Here is a 16,176-nt window from a genome sequence, read left to right as displayed (position 1 = left end):
TACTGCTACTGGTGACTATATAAAACGACGTATACGATTGGTTAACAAATGAGCAGGTATCGGGTATGGCGATGGAAGGCGTGTTTAAATTTATGAATTAGGTTTATGTCGGACTAAAATAGGCTCAACACCTTTTATACCTCATAGGTGTTGAGCCGTCTGTCCGAATATGTGATGGATCAATTATCTAAATTATTTGATTGGCGAAAATTGAAAATAGTTTCAGCCAATTTAGTGAGTGGTAAATCAATGTTTTCAACAATTTGTGCCGGAGTACCAAACAGCTCTTGTGCCTGTTCTTGTGGGCCAATTTCTAATAATGCTGCGCCGCCTTTGGAGTGGCCAATTATGTTTAAGGTTAAATTGCCTTGATAACGAATTTGTCGTTCGTAATCTGGACGAATACGTAAACCGGTATCATTTAATAATTTTAAAACATTGCCATCAAAAATGATTGATTCAGCAAAAGCAATCGTTTCATTACTGGTGGCTCTTTGGTCAAGAATAACGTGAGCCCCACCTATATAATCATTAGCACTGCCATAGTCGGCTGCCTTAATAATATTGGCATCGTAATGGACAGATAAGATAGTAACGTTAGCTGCAACAGCGGCGTTTAATACTTTATCGAACTCAGCGTAAGCCGCTTCAAATGTGGTTTTGTTGTCTATTGATTTATCTTCAACCATGTCTTCTACATTAAGTACATAGGTTGATAGGTTTAGTTCTTGAAGTTTTGCCCTAAGGGATTGAATTGTTGGGTCAATAAAACGTCTTTCTTCCCCATTAGCACCACCACTGGACAAATTTAAATGTTCAGGAAGTGTATGATCTGATACTAACAATACATCGGTTTGTTTCATTGTTTCAATAGTGGTCAGAAGTGGTTGTTCTTGTTCATTTTGACAGGCTGAAAGCGTTAAGAACAAGATTATTGGATACAATATTTTCATAGTATTTCTTCTTATTATTCTAGTTTAATTTAGTAATTTATTTGGTTGTAATGTCAGCTGACACTTTAGAGAAAAGGTGTAACCAAAGATCGTCGCCAGTCCCGTTGTCATTGATTGCAAATTCAAATTCTGTGGCAGGATACAATATCTGTTGTCCAGATTGTGATGTGTCATATTTCCCCTCGCCGAATTTTTTTAAATTCCAACGTCCAGCAGGATCATTTACTGTGTAATGTTTGCCATCAAAACCGGTGACCACAAGGATGTGACCAGCTTCAGTAAACCAGCCATGGACTATAGCAGGTAACCCTTTCATAACATGGTTGCGTAACTGGTCAATTGTGCCTGACGTATACAGAGTGTCGCGAACTTGAACATTATTTTCTTTCGCCACCGTGTTAAAAATATCAGCAAGTTGTTCAGGTTGTTGTTTGATACCAAAACGCTGATATAAATAATCGGGGGTTCTTAAATTAGGTTTGATGTCTTTAAGCACATTAAAATGATCCAATACCATAGCTACACTTGTAATATTGCACGCTCTTGGCCCTTCATGCTGGTTATCGTATTGATAATAATAAGGCACTGCTTTAGTCAATCTTTCTAAGGTATTATCTTGAAACGCCGCACTGCCATATGCGGTTAATAAACAGATAACGTAGAACCAATTGTTCATTTTAAATTTCATATCAACTAGCCGGGTTATAAGTTAGGAAAACGAGTAGTGTAAAACTCACTCGCTATCGTTTCAGATAAGTACTTAGCTAGAGTGAATATTGCTTCATCTTGGTATGGACGACCGACTAGTTGTACTGAGCTAGGGACCCCATTGTCACAAAATCCATTAGGCATCGCGAGGACAGGGCATTGGCCTAATGTGTTAAACGGGTAGGTCATAAACCAACCTTTGTTGGGATCAACTTGTTTACCGTTAATTTCAACTTTATCTTTACTGTAATCATAATCAGCAGGGATGTTAGTTGTGGCTAAAGTTGGACATAAGAGTAAGTCATACTGTTTAAAAATAGGTGAAATTTCTTCCCACATTTTACATAGGTACAGGTTGGCATCGAGAATATCATTTGGGGTTAATTCTTCGACTTTATCTAAATACCAATTGGTATAAGAGTTCATTAACGTTTTGTTTTCTGGTTTAGCCCAAGACCGTCTTAATAATAACCCCATATTTTGGCGTTGGTGTATTTTGGCGGTTTCAATGACTCGTTCATCCCAGTCCAAATCGACGTATTCTACTTGTACACCGGCTTGTTTTAATTGATTGACTGTATTGTCTAATGCATCAAGTACATCTTGCTCAACTTGGTAAAACCCTAAGTTCTTCGAAACCGCGACTTTCAATTCTGATAATGGTTTCGTAACCGCTTGGCTATCGGGTACAAAAGAATGTGAATCCTCCCAATCCGCGCCTTTAATTAGATTGTACCCATATATAAGATCGTCAACTGTGCGGGTTAATAAACCGTGATGACAATATGGATCAATGTTGTATGGAATAATTTCAGGTACTCGCCCGTGGGCAGGTTTAAAGCCATATAAACCACAAAATGCAGCTGGGATACGAATAGACCCACCAATGTCTGTACCGTTGGCAAAGCTACACATCCCCGTTGCTACTGCGATTGCAGAGCCTCCAGATGAACCTCCACAAGTAATGTCAGTATTCCAAGGGTTACGACTGACTCCCCATAATTTTGTCCATGTTGTTGAGGCAACTGAAAATTCTGGAGTACAGGTTCTACCATGAATGATTGCTTGGTTGTCGATTAAACGGCGAGCTACAGGGTCGGTAGATGTAGCTACAAAATCAGATAACAACAAACTCCCGTTAGTGGTTATTTGACCTTCTATATAAGTTTCGTCTTTTATGGCAACCGCAATACCAGTCAAAGCTTGGTATTCATCATTGTTATAGGCAAGATCGGCTAATTTTGCCGATTCAATGGCATCATCAAAAAAGGTAAAACTAAACGCATTTACTTTATCATTTATGGCTTCATACTGTGCTTTATAACTAGCCATCACTTTACTTGGTGTTAACGTTTTATTGCGATATCCAGCTAAAATTTCTGTCGTACTTAAAAAGCAGGTCTTTGGCACGTTTGGCTCCATGTTTGAACACTCTTGTCCTATATATATCTATGAATGAACAATATATGAGTCTATGTGGATGAATAAGTTAGAACCTATAGGTTAAACCTATGTTTAAGCAGTTGTTATCTGAGTGTTCTATCGTATATCGTTATAATTAATATTAATCACGCACTAAAACTATGTAATCGTCGTGTAACAACGGCCGATTTAGTAAAGGAATAATTAATTATGAAGCGCCAAAAAAATAAGAATAAAAAAACAACTAAAATAACACTTACATCAATTGTAAAGTACTCTGCTTTTACAATGATAGTATTAGCTTTAGCTAGTTGCAGCCCTGACTCAGTCCAAGAAGAAACAAATCGCCCAGCAGATGAAGTCAAAGTTCAATTCGATCAACAAACACAAGACACGTTAAGCACAATGCAATCTAAAATAATCGATAATGCGACCATGTGGAATGAAAAGGCTTATCGAGTTGGCAAAGCAGAACAATGTATGAATTGGACTCGTGAAGTTCTAGTTGCCGCTTGTGGTGGTCATTTTAATACGTTAGAAACGGATCAACCTTGGGATGGGCATTTATTAGGAGAAGGAGATAAATTGCTCCCTGAACATGCGGACTCATTAGCCTCTGAAACCTTAGGGAAAAAGATATTAGAAATTGATCAATTACAAAAAGGGGATCTGGTCTTTCTAAAAAATACTTATGGTAATTGGGCTGAGGGCGTTATTACACACATAGGTATTGCCATGGGCAATGGTAAATACATACATCGTATGACCTCCAATAAAGGCATAGTCAAAATACAAAGTATTGATTCTACCGAGTTTGATGCCGGGCTGAGATTAAACCAAGAGTTATGCCAATAACCGTGAGTTAATTGGCATACTATTTAACACATTCGTATTATTCGACAGGGAAGTCCCAATACGTTGTTCTTGGATCTGAAGTATGGGTAAAGTGCCACCACTCCATGGAATAATCTGAAAATCCATGTTTTAACATTAAAGATTTTAATAACAGTCTATTTTGGGTTTGTTTTGGCGTCACTAACGAAGACATAGTGTTAGACTTTTCATCAAACAGATCAAACGGTGAACCCATGTCTAACTCTTTGAACTGGCCATCTCTGGTCTGATATTCAATCGTTAAATCAACTGTGTATCCTCTGCTGTGTCCCGATTTTTCTGCGATGTACTCTCCCTTTAATAGAGGTTTTGGCAAGTTAGGGTAATACTCGGCTTTGGTCGATGTATCCTTTATATCGTCCACCCAACGCATGAAATGTGATACCGCGGTTTGCGGCCTGTAACAGTCAAATACTTTTAATCGTTTAAATACTTTTTTTAGTTCTTCATTTACTTGTTTTAATGCTTCTACGGCATCTTTATGCAAAATGCACTTAGGCGCTTTGTATGCATCTATTGGCTTACCCACAAAGTTGTTGGAGGTGTAATAGCGAATATCAAAAGTAGCTGAGGGAATGATATCTTGGACGTTAACAAATGCTGATTTTTTTGTTTTGTTTTCGTCTCTAGAGTCCTTTAATGCCAGCGCATTTGAACTGATCATTACGATAGCACTATATATAACGGCCTTTGTTATGTTACGGGGTAAGTTTGTTAAGTATTGAGTCATCATTCAATCCTTTAAAGTTTTACTAAGTAGATGAAATTAATAATAACGTTAACATATTCTATTTGGATAAAAGATTACTAATTAACGGTTTATCTGTTGTTAAATTGGTATAAAAAAGCCGAAGCAAATGCTTCGGCTAATTGTTCTAATCACAACTATTTAGAAATAGTTATAAGAGAAAGTTACACCTACAGTACGTGGCATGATGTAAATCGATTTGTGACCCCAACTTCCACCAACTCGTTGGTAAGAGGACTCACCAAGTTCATCAGTAAGGTTATCAACAAATACCGACACTGACCAATCATCTTGTGAATAACCAGCTGATAAGTTCATCACGTTATAAGCGTCGAAAATATATGGGTCAACTTGAATTTCTTGCTCAAGTTCATCATCATATTTTGTATCTTGACGACTACTTAATTGCTTGCCAACAAATCTAACGGATAAGGAAGCATCAACACTACCATCACCTAACTCATCATAGTAATTAATAGATAGATTTTGACGACTTTTTGGTGTCCCACCTAAACCTTCACCTTTAGTCCAAGTTTGAGTTTCATCAACTAAGTTATCTTCAAACAAATAAACGGTTTTGGTTTCGGTGAATTCAGCTTCCGTTGCAGCATAACTTGCTTTAATGGTGAAGTTGTCATTGATTCTATAACGTCCTGATAACTCATAACCATTGGTTTGTGCATCAGGGCCATTAACTGTGCCGTTGATTGGGAAACCTTTAATGGTTTGGTCAAAATACGTTTGTGTATCGTGCCAATCAATTTGGTAAAACGCGGCTTGCAAATAAAGTTGGTTGTCTAAAACCGTTGCTTTAATACCTAACTCTTTATTTGTTGTAGTATCTGGGGCAAAGCGTTGTGTGTCTCCAGCAACAATATCGTCACCTTCGTCTCTGAATCCATTAGTACCACCGCGTCGGAACCCTTGTGATACAGTAAAGTAAGCTAATGAACTTTCATTAAAGTTATATGATGTATTAAATTTAAAGATAGTATCCGAACCGCCATCTTTTGAAGTATCGATATCGATACCTAAATAACCCGTATAATCACTAATGTTTTTAAGTACAGAGTCTTCCCAGTCAAAGAAACGCGCACCCGCTGTTACCGTCCACTCTGGTAAAATTTTGTATGAAATTTCACCGTACACTGCTGTTTCAGTATATTCAGATGTAATGTCTTCATAATAACCTGAATCTAAAAAACCACGATCTGGGTATTCAGTTCTTGGGTCAAAACCGCCGTAATCTGATACCGCTGCATCATCAAACCCTGGGAAAACTTCCCAAAACTGTAAACTCTTGTCTTGGCTTGTATTAAAGATACCAGCTATCCAACTGAAAGGGCCATCTCCATTTGAAGTTAAACGACTTTCATGAGTGAAGCCTTTGTAAGTATTGTCATAACGTATATAAGCCGATTGGTCGGTATTTTCATGGCGTAAGGAAGGCATATATGCAAGAGTACCATAGTAGGTAAAACCTTCATAAAGATAATCACCTTGGCCGATACGTGCATCATCATAAGTTGATAATGAACTGGTTAATGTAGCAAACCCTAGATTCCAATCGATATCAACTGAAGTTAAGGCAAAGTCACGGTCAGAATATTCTTCATGTACTGATTGAATTGTATATTCATCAAATTGTAGTGGTGCAGTTTCAGTACTGTATTTTTCTTTACAATCTAATGATGAAAGATTTTCAGCCGCACAAGCTTCATCTAAATCCCAACGACTCGCGCCACGGGTACCATGCGCTAATTGTGTTTGATTTATATGAGAGAAGTTAACGGATAAATCGTCGTTTACTTGCCATAATAATTGAACACGAGCGCTTGTGGTTTCTTCCCAATCGTCGTCTTCATATAACTCTTGCCCAGGGTTAGGGGTACCAACAATTTTTTCACCGTCTGACAACCAAACAGGATTAACCATTCTGTCAGTAAAACCACCATCGTCTAAGCGTGCTAATGAAGCACGAAGAGCAACTGACTTTGTTAAAGGAACATTGACAACAACATCAGTATCATGACTTAAGCTTCCTTCTTTGACTTGATACACACTTGAATTGAAGTCTACTGTGAATTCTTCTAATTCAGGTTTATTAGTAATATAGCGAACGGTACCACCTAAACTACCACCACCATATAACGTACCTTGAGGACCTAATAGAGTTTCAACTCGCTTAATATCTTTTATTCGATAAGCAATATTTGGAAGTGGTGTAGCATCTAAATAATATGCAAGAGTACTTGTTGCAAAACGTTCAATGTTATTCGCATTAACGTTGGCAACATTTAGACCACGAACTGTAACTGAGTCAGCGAAACGGTTACTGTTGCCTGGAGCACTAATGGCTACACTTTCTGCGATTAAATCTTTAATGTCAGTAATATTTTTTCTGCGAAGTTCATCTGAACCCATTGCTGTGATATTCATTGGTAGCTCGGCAGCACTTGTAACACGACCTGAAGCAGAAACTTCAATTCGCTCCATTATGTCTTCTTTATCTTTCTTTTCTTTTTCAACTTCGTCAGCGGAATACGCTGCACCTGAAGCAAGAATACTTGCTATTAAAATACTTAATTTTTGTTTTTTTAGATTATTCATACTTATTCCCATTGTAAGCTATTTATTATTGTAATATTTTATTCCAACCAACTTGGTAGTTTTATAATTGAAAATTTGTATGACCTAGATTGCATCTGGACATAAATAGAACAAAGTTAAATACTATCGGTTTAACCTATAGGAAAAAGAATGAACTTTTCGCTAGAGCAATTAGAAGCTTTTACCGCAGCCGTTGAAAATGGTAGCTTTTCAGGGGCAGCTAGAAAGTTAGGTAAGGCACAATCTTCTATCAGTGGTTTGATCACAAATATGGAAATTGACGCTGGATTTGATTTATTTGATCGCTCTTCTCGTTCCCCTTCGTTAACTCAAGAAGGGAAAATATTATTAAGAGAAATTAAGGCTGTTTTAAAAAGTCATGACCATTTAGTAAAAAAAGTGGATAGCTTAATTAGGCAAGTTGATAATGAAATTAAAATTGCATTTGATGAGTTATCTTTTCCTCGTGGCATATTGCTGAAAATACTAACGGACTTTGAATCAAAATTTCCTACAACCTCATTGTTATTAATGAATTGCAGCCATAACGAAGCTTATCAGTTAGTTCAAAATGGCAAGGCTGATCTGGCGATTACGTTAGCCGTACAGGATTATCCAGAAGGGGTTTTGTTCAAAGGATTTGCTCATGTCCAGTACAGTACCGTTGTAGGTATCGATCATGAGTTAGCAAATATACCTGCTGTTGGCCCTGAAGAGTTGGCACAGTTTAGACACATAAGGATCACCGACTCTGAATCAGGTTTTAGGACTTACGATTCTGATTTATCCACCAATATTTGGTTTACCGATACCAGCTCAATGATGGTCGATTTGGTCTCGCAAGGCTTCGGTTGGGCTGAGTTACCTATTCATTTGTTTGAACATAGAGCTGATATCAAAAGACTCACTACTCGCCATCAAGCGGTCAGTTTTACACAAAATGTCGACATGGTGTGGAGTCATGATGCTTCACTTGGTATTGCTGGTGAGTGGTTAGTTGACGAATTTTCAAGAATCGGAAAAACATTAATTTAATACCATATTATCACGCTAAACTTTCCTATATTGAGCTAGATTAGTGGGCTTCCCCCCTTTAAGGGGATACAGAAATATACGCTATTCTGTATATTTATATAATAATTCAGAGTTGAAATAATCATGTTAGAAGAAATGGAACCAAATACAGCCTCGCCGTCACAAGTACGTCGTTTTATTCGAGACGGAAAGTGGAAAAATCACACCTCTGGGTTAGCGAACGGTTACGTGCAATGTAATTTAGTGATTTTGCCTGAACCCCAAGCCAATGATTTTTTACGTTTTTGTCAATTAAACCCAAAGTCTTGCCCTATTATTGCTATGTCAACGGAAGTTGGCTCTCCATATATAGATGTTGGTGCTGAACAACCCGCCGATATTCGTTTTGATATTCCAAAATATAATATTTTTGTAGATGGTGAATTACAAACGCAAGTGTCAAATATTGATGAATATTGGCGTGACGATTTAGTTATATTTTTGCTTGGTTGCTCGTTCTCATTTGAAGAAGCCTTGTTAGCAGATGGTATTGAGATTAGGAATATTACCCAAAATGTAAACGTACCAATGTATAACACTAATATTGCCAATGTTAAAGCGGGAGAGCTTGCTGGTAACTTAGTCGTGAGTATGCGACCAATGTTAGCCAAAGATGCGATTAGAGCTGTGCAAATATGTAGTCGTTTCCCAAGTGTTCATGGTGCGCCTGTGCATTTAGGTGATCCCAGTTTAATTGGCATTAGCCACATTGATAAACCAGACTATGGAGATGCAGTTGAGATCAAAGAAAATGAACTTCCCGTTTTTTGGGCGTGTGGTGTGACTCCACAGAATGTAATACGCGAAGCAAAACTAGGCTTTTGTATAACCCATAGTCCAGGCTGTATGTTAGTGACGGATATAAAAAATAGTAAATTGTCTGTTTTGTAACTTGCACCTTTTCATTCAGTTTATTAATGACTAATCATTCAAAGGCAAATTAAAACCATGACGAAAAAATTAAAATTAAATTGTGATCTCGGTGAAAGTTTTGGCTCATGGAAAATGGGATTAGACGACGCGGTAATGCCGCATATCGATATGGCAAATATTGCTTGTGGTTTTCATGCCGGTGATGCCGATGTAATGTCTTTAACCTTAGATTTAGCCAAGCAGCATGCAACGCAAATCGGTGCTCACCCAGGATACTTAGATCTTCAAGGGTTTGGCCGTAGGTCAATTAACTGCAGTGAAAGTGAAATTATCAATTTAATGATTTATCAAGTAAGCGCGTTAAGTGGCATGGCAAGTACTAAGGGGTTAACGGTCAGTTATGTTAAGCCTCATGGAGCCTTGTATAACGACATGATGAAACTAACTAATATTAGACATGCTATTTACAAAGCGATGTTTGCGCTAAATTCAGCTCGAGGCGAGGGCTCTCATTTGTCCTTATTAATGTTAGCCACACAAGATAATGACCAATTTATATTAGAAGCCAAAGAGTATGGTGTTGAATTGCAGTTTGAAGTTTTTGCAGATCGCCGTTATACCGACGATGGAAAGTTACAAGCCCGAACTGAACAAGGCTCAGTATTACAACATGATGAGATCCTTGTTCAAGTAGAGCAACTATGTCGTGGTGAAGTGGTGACAGCTTCTGGCGCTATTATACAGGTGCAAGCAAATACTATTTGTGTACATGGTGATAATGCAGATGGCATTAAGTTAATTTCAGAAATTCGTCGACTTTGTAAAGCAGAATAATATAACCATGGCAGAGCAAAAACTTCACGCAATGAATCCCGACGTTATCGTTAGTGAATTTATGAAAAATGTCCGCATTGTCCCAGCGTCAGAGTGCGCGCTTATTTTATATATAGACCAACCTTTGAGTGAATCTCTAGCGGCACAATTAAAAACTATTTCTGAGTATATCTCGTTAAATGCTAATGATTTAGGTATTGAAATTATAGTTTCTTACGCATCATTACTGATTAATTATAATCCACTGGTGACCGACCATTTTGCCGTCAAAAAATTAGTGGCTCAAGCCATTACGACACTTTTGACATCAACTCAAACTTCCCTGACTAATAGCGGCGTCCAAACTTTAGAGCACGTCGTTGAGTTACCTGTGTATTATTCGGTGCAAACAGGCCCAGATTTAGAGCGTATAGCGAATCATCATAATTTGAATGTTGAAGATGTTATTCGAATCCATCAACAACAAACCTACCGCGTTTTCGCCATTGGATTTGCCCCTGGTTTTGGTTACTTAGGACAAGTGGATGAGCAGATCGCAATGCCCAGATTAGCGACACCAAGAGCCATAGTACCTAAAGGTGCAGTCGCGATAGCGGATAGGCAAACGGCTGTTTACCCAGCGGCATCACCAGGCGGTTGGAATATTATTGGTCAGTGTCCGTTATTAATGTTTAATCCTGATGTCGAACCGTCTATGCCTTTTAAAGTTGGTGACTCAGTACAGTTTAAAGCAATAGACCAAACGGAATACATAGCACTAGGGGGTGAGTTATGAGTGATAATAATACTCATTTTGTAGTAGAACGTCCGGGAGTGTTGAGTTTAATTCAAGATGCGGGGCGTTTTGGCCAAACTCACCTTGGCCTAACTCAAGGTGGTCCTGCTGATAGGTTTTCATTTAATTGGTGCCACAACTTATTAGGCAATGCTCACACTTGCAGTGCTTTAGAAGTAGTAATTGGAGGCCTAAAATTAAAAAGTAATTGTCAAACAGTTGGTTGTGTCACTGGTGCAGAAACGAACGTCACCGTAAATGGTAAGTTAATACCGATGTGGTGTACCTTCGTGATCAATGCCGGCGATGTTATCGAGTTTGGCTTTGCTGCAAAAGGGTTAAGAAGTTATTTCTCGGTGAGTGGCGGGTTCACCATTAAACCTGAATTTGGTAGTTGCTCTACGGTTGTTAGAGAAAAAGTAGGTGGATTGTCAGGAGAGCCTTTAAAACAAGGTGACAAACTACCAATGTTGGCGATTGATGACGCTGACTCAAACACTTTACCGACACTAGACTCTTATACCATCGATGCCAAAGCAATTCCAACTTTTGAATCTACAGTTACTTTACGGGTGATTTTAGGCTATCAGCAAGATTGGTTTTCAGACTTAGATATTCGACGTTTTTTTTGTAACAATTACCAAATAAGTAAACAATTTGATCGAATGGGATATCGATTAAAAGGGCCTAAGATTACAGCTAATAAGACAGAGATGTTATCAGAAGGCATTACTTTAGGTGCGATTCAAATACCTGCTGATGGACAACCGATAATCTTATTGAATGACCGCCAAACTATTGGGGGATACCCCAAACTAGGCAGTGTGTTATCAATAGATTTAGATAAGTTAAGTCAATGTAAACAAGGTGATGTTGTTCGATTTGAAGCTATTACTATAGAGCAAGCGCATAACATTTTGCATTTTGAACAACATAGGCAAGCTCAAATTAACATTGTAAAAAAGGCCTGTAGTTAATGTTATCCAATACAGATAAAGTTATACCTCCAAAAAATCATCGACGAACCATACTCCTAAAACACTGAGTTTGCAGATCGAAGATCTTTTAGTTGAGAAAGATTTACGAGGAATGAAGTTTGCTCAAAGCTGCCTAAAATCAGGGTATTATTATCGTGCTGCCAAATTGATCAACAAAGCAACTGGTACCGTTTTAATTGGAACTGGTTTTCCAGTGTTAGACACCTTTGAAACAGATGGTCCAGTTGGCGCGATAGTATTGTATAACGCGTTTTTGAAAATCGGACTATCACCTGTTTTAGTTTGTGGCGAACCGTTATATTCCGCGCTGATAGAAGAATACGATTGTTTACGATTAAACCTTGATAATAATATCAATGCAGAGCACTTTGCTAAATCAGCACTTGCTGATATTGAACCTTCTTTACTGATCTCCATTGAACGACCAGGATTAACATTAGATGGAACATATCGAAATATGTTCGGTGATGATATCACCGCACGCTGCGCTAGTTTTGATGATTTTTTTAATTTTTCGATTTGTCCATCCATTGGTATAGGTGATGGGGGTAATGAAATCGGGATGGGCAACATAAGCCATCATTTAACCTCACACAATATCATGACGTCTCAGACTTGCTGTGATGAGTTATTAGTGGCCGATGTATCAAACTGGGCAGCATATGGCATTCTTGGTCTATTGAGTTTAATGAAAAAAGAAGATTTGTTAGCGGATGTGAATCCCCTAAAAATTTTAAAGTATTTGTCTAGTAAAGGCAGTGTTGATGGCGTCACTAAGCTAAACACGTTAACGGAAGATAGCTTAAGTTACACCGAAGGTTTAGAGCTAATAAATAAAATTCGCACTTTGTGTGGGTTCCAACAAATATCAAACTTGTAGTACAGGAAACTCAATGAGTATAGTATTTTTAAATGGCGAGTATATGGCGCCTGAAGAAGCAAAAATATCCCCAATGGACCGTGGATTTTTATTCGGTGATGGCATCTATGAAGTTATTCCAAGTTACGACGGTAAATTTGTTGGTTTTGCTTTGCATTTTGAACGTTTGTTAAACGGTTTGGCCGCGATAAGCTTAACGAATACATTTTCTGAGACAGAATTTAGAGCGATCTGCACTAAACTAATTAACCAGAACGGTAATGGGAATTTAGGCGTTTATATACAAATTTCCAGAGGCTCTTCACCCGTTAGACAACATGGGTTTAGTGACGACTTAACACCAACCGTTTTTATATACACCTTTGAAATTCCACCTATGCCAGATGCGGATGCTGAAAACTTAAAGTTTTATAAAGTAAATACTCAAGTAGATACCAGATGGCAAAATAAGCATATAAAATCGACCTCTTTGTTAGGTAATGTTATGCATTATCAATCAAGTAAGTTGGCTGGTTTTGATGAAACTCTATTATTTAATGTGCATGGCGAATTAACCGAAGCCGCGGCCTGTAATGTGTTTATCGTCAGCGCGAATAAAGTATTAACACCACAGCTAGATCATGAGAAATTACCAGGCATTACCCGTGCTATGGTCATTGATGTAGTTAATAAACATAGTAACTTTGAGCTTGAAGAAAGAGTAATAAGTTTTGATGAAGTTTTAAATGCAGATGAAATTTGGATCACAAGCTCTTCAAAGCAAATTGCACCTATCTCTGTGCTTAATGATCAAACCGTTGGAAATGGAAAGTCTTACCCTGTTTGGTATCAAGTTCAGTCTTTATTTACGAAACACCTATTTGATTATAATTAATACTTAATGAAATTGGTATAACTGATAAAAAGGCGGTTAACGTTATTCAACAAGTTAACCGCCTTATTTTTTGTTCACATTTATAATTCTAGTAATTTAATCAACTAGTTTAACGTTTTTCTTCGGCGTAATAATACGGCAACACTGCTTATTAATAAAAGCAACAATGATGTCGAGCCGCCGGAGTCTTTATCATCTTCTTCATTGTCATCTTCATCTTCAACAGGTTCTTCTGTAGGTGTTTCATCAGTGGATTCACCTCCAGTCTCTAATGTTCCTTTATAATAAGACACAACCTCTAACATGACTTCATCTAGGAAGTGCCACCAATTATCACTAACAGCAGGGTAACCATTAACTATAACGGCAATAGATACTTCGTATTCTGGGATATACATATAAATCGACTTGTATCCGCCTAACGTGCCAGTATGCCCAAAGTGAAAAATATTTTGTAAAGACCAAAGTCTTGAGCCTAAACCATAAGCATTGTTTAAATCACTGCCGGTTGACATGGCGGCTTCTGATTCGTCCGAAATAAAATTACCAGCATAAACTTGCTGACCTAACTTTGCTAATGCTAAAGGTTTTGCCACAAAGTTACCGGCAGCACCTATTGAACTTTTATGGTACTCATAAGCTCGGTTATTAGCCGCAAACATTTCAATAGGCGTATTTGTATCGCTATAGTCATCTGCAAAAATACCGGTTAAAGATAAAGGGTTGACTAATAAATCGTTAAACGCTTCAGCAAAGGTTTGTTCTGTTACCGCTTCAATTAATAAACCTAGGATATAATAACCTGTGTTTGAATAGCTATAAGCTGCTCCCGGTTGGAAATCAGCGCCAGCTTGTACGGTATAATTTAAAACTTCTTCAGGTGTCCACACACGATTAGGTTCAGATAAAGCAATAGAAAAGTAATCATTAGGGCTGTTTACATGGTCATAAACACCCGCCGTATGGTTCATTAATTGTCTAATAGTAATGATATCTCTGTTGGGAAAATCAGGTAAATCTACATGATTTATGATCTTATCATCCAAGGCTATATCACCTTGCTCCTGTAATAACATGAGCATAATTGCCGTTAAGTGTTTTGAAACACTGGCTAACCTAAATTGATGGTCCTCATTTAATTCTTCTTTAGTTTCTGTATTTGCGGTCCCTTTAAAAGCAGTGATCTCATCACCAGAATCTAATACAACAGCAACGGAAACACCTGGCACACTTAACCTTGTAAACTCAGATTCAACCATATTTATTATATTGGTTTTTAATAAATCAACATCACCAGTTTCGCTGATGGCGTAGGTATTTAGGCTTAACATATTTAGGCTTAAAAAGAGCAGTAAAGAGTGGGGCAAGTATTTCATATTTCATTTCCTTTTCTCTTAACATAACAGATACATAGATACGACTGACCCACCCAAAGGAGGGGGAATCGGTTTTGGCGATAGAATCTATTTCGCAGTTTATATAGCTATTCAATAGTATCTTTATCAAGATAAAACACACCTGAATTGAAAAGGAATGTCATGTTAAACGTTATTCACCCAAGTACATTTACGCATAAGCTTATGATCTGTTTATTTCCATTATTACTATTGGGGTGCAGTAATAATGATAAAGAAGCGGAAACTGAGACGGAAAGCGATAATACGTTAACGTGGCAAGATGTAAGTGCAGAATATTCTTTACCTACTGGGGTAAATTATTTCCTTGGTAGTATTGGAGAATCAAAGCCTCTGCATTACGTGAAATTAGATTTAACCAATGACAATTTAGAGTTAAGAGCCGCATCTTCTGAGCAAAGTCAGTCAATTATGAATTTTGCCGAACAAGAAGGTGTACTAGCAGCCATTAATGGTGGTTTTTTCTCTGGTAACTCCTCCTACTCTGCACTGATTGACGACAATGAATTTTACGCAAGAAATGTGACGGCACTTACTCGCTCAGGTCAATCTTTTCCCGTACTTAGAAGCGCATTAACTCTATCTTCCTCTAATCAAGCATCTGTAGATTGGGTATATCAGTATGATCTAACAGGGGCTATATATGGGTTTGCCGAACCCCTAAGTTATTCCTTATCCGATACGACACCACAAGAGATACCTGAGGCTGCAGCAGGTACCTTGTTAGATGCCAAAATGGCAATAGGTGGTGGTCCAACGTTAGTGAAAAATGGTCAAAGCAAGATCACCTACGATGAAGAAATATTCTGGGGGTCAGGTGTTGAAATTGGTGATTACCGTCCCCGTAGTGCGGTTTGTATTACAGCTGATAATCATGTGATCATGTTAGTCGCGAAAAGTTATAAAATAAGTGCTCTGCCTGAGTTACTCATTTCTTTGGGTTGTGATGAAGCAATGAACCTTGATGGCGGGGGCTCAACCGCTTTAGCTGTTGGTGGAGAGTCTATTTATAATCAAGGGCGCTCTATACCAACCAGTTTATTAATTGTTGATAAAAGCAAATACCTTAAGTAAATAATGAATTTTCAGTTCCTGGTTGTTGTTAAGCGATCACTAAG

General features: G+C 37.9%; 15 protein-coding genes. 9 read left to right on the top strand and 6 right to left on the bottom strand.

Going from position 1 to position 16,176, the window contains the following annotated elements:
• Positions 1 to 179: 179 nt before the first annotated feature.
• From RT723_RS09525 to RT723_RS09515, 3 genes are read right to left on the bottom strand one after another with little or no spacing between them, the layout of a single operon-like run.
• A complete protein-coding gene (locus RT723_RS09525) occupies positions 180 to 953 on the bottom strand; it encodes a hypothetical protein (RefSeq protein ID WP_315946830.1) in 774 nt (257 codons plus the stop codon).
• Positions 954 to 990: 37 nt separating this feature from the next.
• A complete protein-coding gene (locus RT723_RS09520) occupies positions 991 to 1,629 on the bottom strand; it encodes a C39 family peptidase (RefSeq protein ID WP_315946828.1) in 639 nt (212 codons plus the stop codon).
• A gap of 26 nt (positions 1,630 to 1,655) precedes the next feature.
• Positions 1,656 to 3,071, bottom strand: a complete 1,416-nt coding sequence (locus tag RT723_RS09515) for an amidase (protein ID WP_315946826.1) — start codon at positions 3,069 to 3,071, stop codon at positions 1,656 to 1,658.
• Positions 3,072 to 3,293: 222 nt separating this feature from the next.
• Between RT723_RS09515 and RT723_RS09510 the strand changes: the two genes are divergently transcribed.
• Entirely contained in the window at positions 3,294 to 3,938 is a 645-nt protein-coding gene (locus RT723_RS09510; RefSeq protein ID WP_315946824.1) for an NlpC/P60 family protein, read from the top strand.
• A gap of 37 nt (positions 3,939 to 3,975) precedes the next feature.
• Here RT723_RS09510 and RT723_RS09505 read toward each other — a convergent pair whose 3' ends face one another.
• Together RT723_RS09505 and RT723_RS09500 are read right to left on the bottom strand one after the other, a co-directional pair.
• Entirely contained in the window at positions 3,976 to 4,710 is a 735-nt protein-coding gene (locus RT723_RS09505; RefSeq protein WP_315946822.1) for a M15 family metallopeptidase, read from the bottom strand.
• A 156-nt stretch (positions 4,711 to 4,866) separates the two neighbouring features.
• Positions 4,867 to 7,335, bottom strand: coding sequence for a TonB-dependent receptor (locus RT723_RS09500; RefSeq protein ID WP_315946820.1), 2,469 nt, complete (start codon positions 7,333 to 7,335; stop codon positions 4,867 to 4,869).
• Positions 7,336 to 7,485: 150 nt separating this feature from the next.
• Here RT723_RS09500 and RT723_RS09495 point away from each other — a divergent pair, with 150 nt between their 5' ends.
• The 7 genes from RT723_RS09495 to RT723_RS09465 all read left to right on the top strand — a co-directional run bounded on the left by RT723_RS09495 (position 7,486) and on the right by RT723_RS09465 (position 13,643).
• Positions 7,486 to 8,370 (top strand): LysR family transcriptional regulator, encoded by an 885-nt coding sequence (locus RT723_RS09495; RefSeq protein WP_315946819.1) that lies wholly within the window; start codon positions 7,486 to 7,488, stop codon positions 8,368 to 8,370.
• 123 nt (positions 8,371 to 8,493) lie between these two features.
• Positions 8,494 to 9,300 (top strand): putative hydro-lyase, encoded by an 807-nt coding sequence (locus RT723_RS09490; RefSeq protein WP_315946817.1) that lies wholly within the window; start codon positions 8,494 to 8,496, stop codon positions 9,298 to 9,300.
• A gap of 57 nt (positions 9,301 to 9,357) precedes the next feature.
• The gene (locus RT723_RS09485; RefSeq protein WP_315946815.1) at positions 9,358 to 10,116 is read left to right on the top strand and encodes a 5-oxoprolinase subunit PxpA; all 759 of its coding nucleotides are present in this window, start codon (positions 9,358 to 9,360) and stop codon (positions 10,114 to 10,116) included.
• Between the two features lie 7 nt (positions 10,117 to 10,123).
• The gene (pxpB, locus tag RT723_RS09480; RefSeq protein ID WP_315946814.1) at positions 10,124 to 10,891 is read left to right on the top strand and encodes a 5-oxoprolinase subunit PxpB; all 768 of its coding nucleotides are present in this window, start codon (positions 10,124 to 10,126) and stop codon (positions 10,889 to 10,891) included.
• The gene (locus tag RT723_RS09475; protein WP_315946813.1) at positions 10,888 to 11,868 is read left to right on the top strand and encodes a 5-oxoprolinase subunit C family protein; all 981 of its coding nucleotides are present in this window, start codon (positions 10,888 to 10,890) and stop codon (positions 11,866 to 11,868) included. Before pxpB ends, RT723_RS09475 begins: the two co-directional genes overlap by 4 nt.
• Before the next feature lie 70 nt (positions 11,869 to 11,938).
• On the top strand, positions 11,939 to 12,769 hold the full coding sequence (locus tag RT723_RS09470) for a glutamate cyclase domain-containing protein (protein WP_315946812.1): 831 nt from the start codon (positions 11,939 to 11,941) through the stop codon (positions 12,767 to 12,769).
• 13 nt (positions 12,770 to 12,782) lie between these two features.
• On the top strand, positions 12,783 to 13,643 hold the full coding sequence (locus tag RT723_RS09465) for an aminotransferase class IV (protein ID WP_315946811.1): 861 nt from the start codon (positions 12,783 to 12,785) through the stop codon (positions 13,641 to 13,643).
• A gap of 104 nt (positions 13,644 to 13,747) precedes the next feature.
• On the opposite strand, the gene RT723_RS09460 is transcribed toward RT723_RS09465, so the two are convergent.
• Entirely contained in the window at positions 13,748 to 15,019 is a 1,272-nt protein-coding gene (locus tag RT723_RS09460; protein ID WP_315946810.1) for a serine hydrolase domain-containing protein, read from the bottom strand.
• Between the two features lie 162 nt (positions 15,020 to 15,181).
• Here RT723_RS09460 and RT723_RS09455 point away from each other — a divergent pair, with 162 nt between their 5' ends.
• A complete protein-coding gene (locus RT723_RS09455) occupies positions 15,182 to 16,132 on the top strand; it encodes a phosphodiester glycosidase family protein (protein WP_315946809.1) in 951 nt (316 codons plus the stop codon).
• Positions 16,133 to 16,176 lie beyond the last annotated feature (44 nt).

The organism is Psychrosphaera aquimarina (assembly GCF_032461525.1).
Taxonomy (GTDB): Bacteria; Pseudomonadota; Gammaproteobacteria; order Enterobacterales; family Alteromonadaceae; genus Psychrosphaera; species Psychrosphaera aquimarina.
The sequence above is the reverse complement of the archived record's forward strand: the minus strand, read 5'-3'. Positions and strand labels throughout refer to the sequence as shown.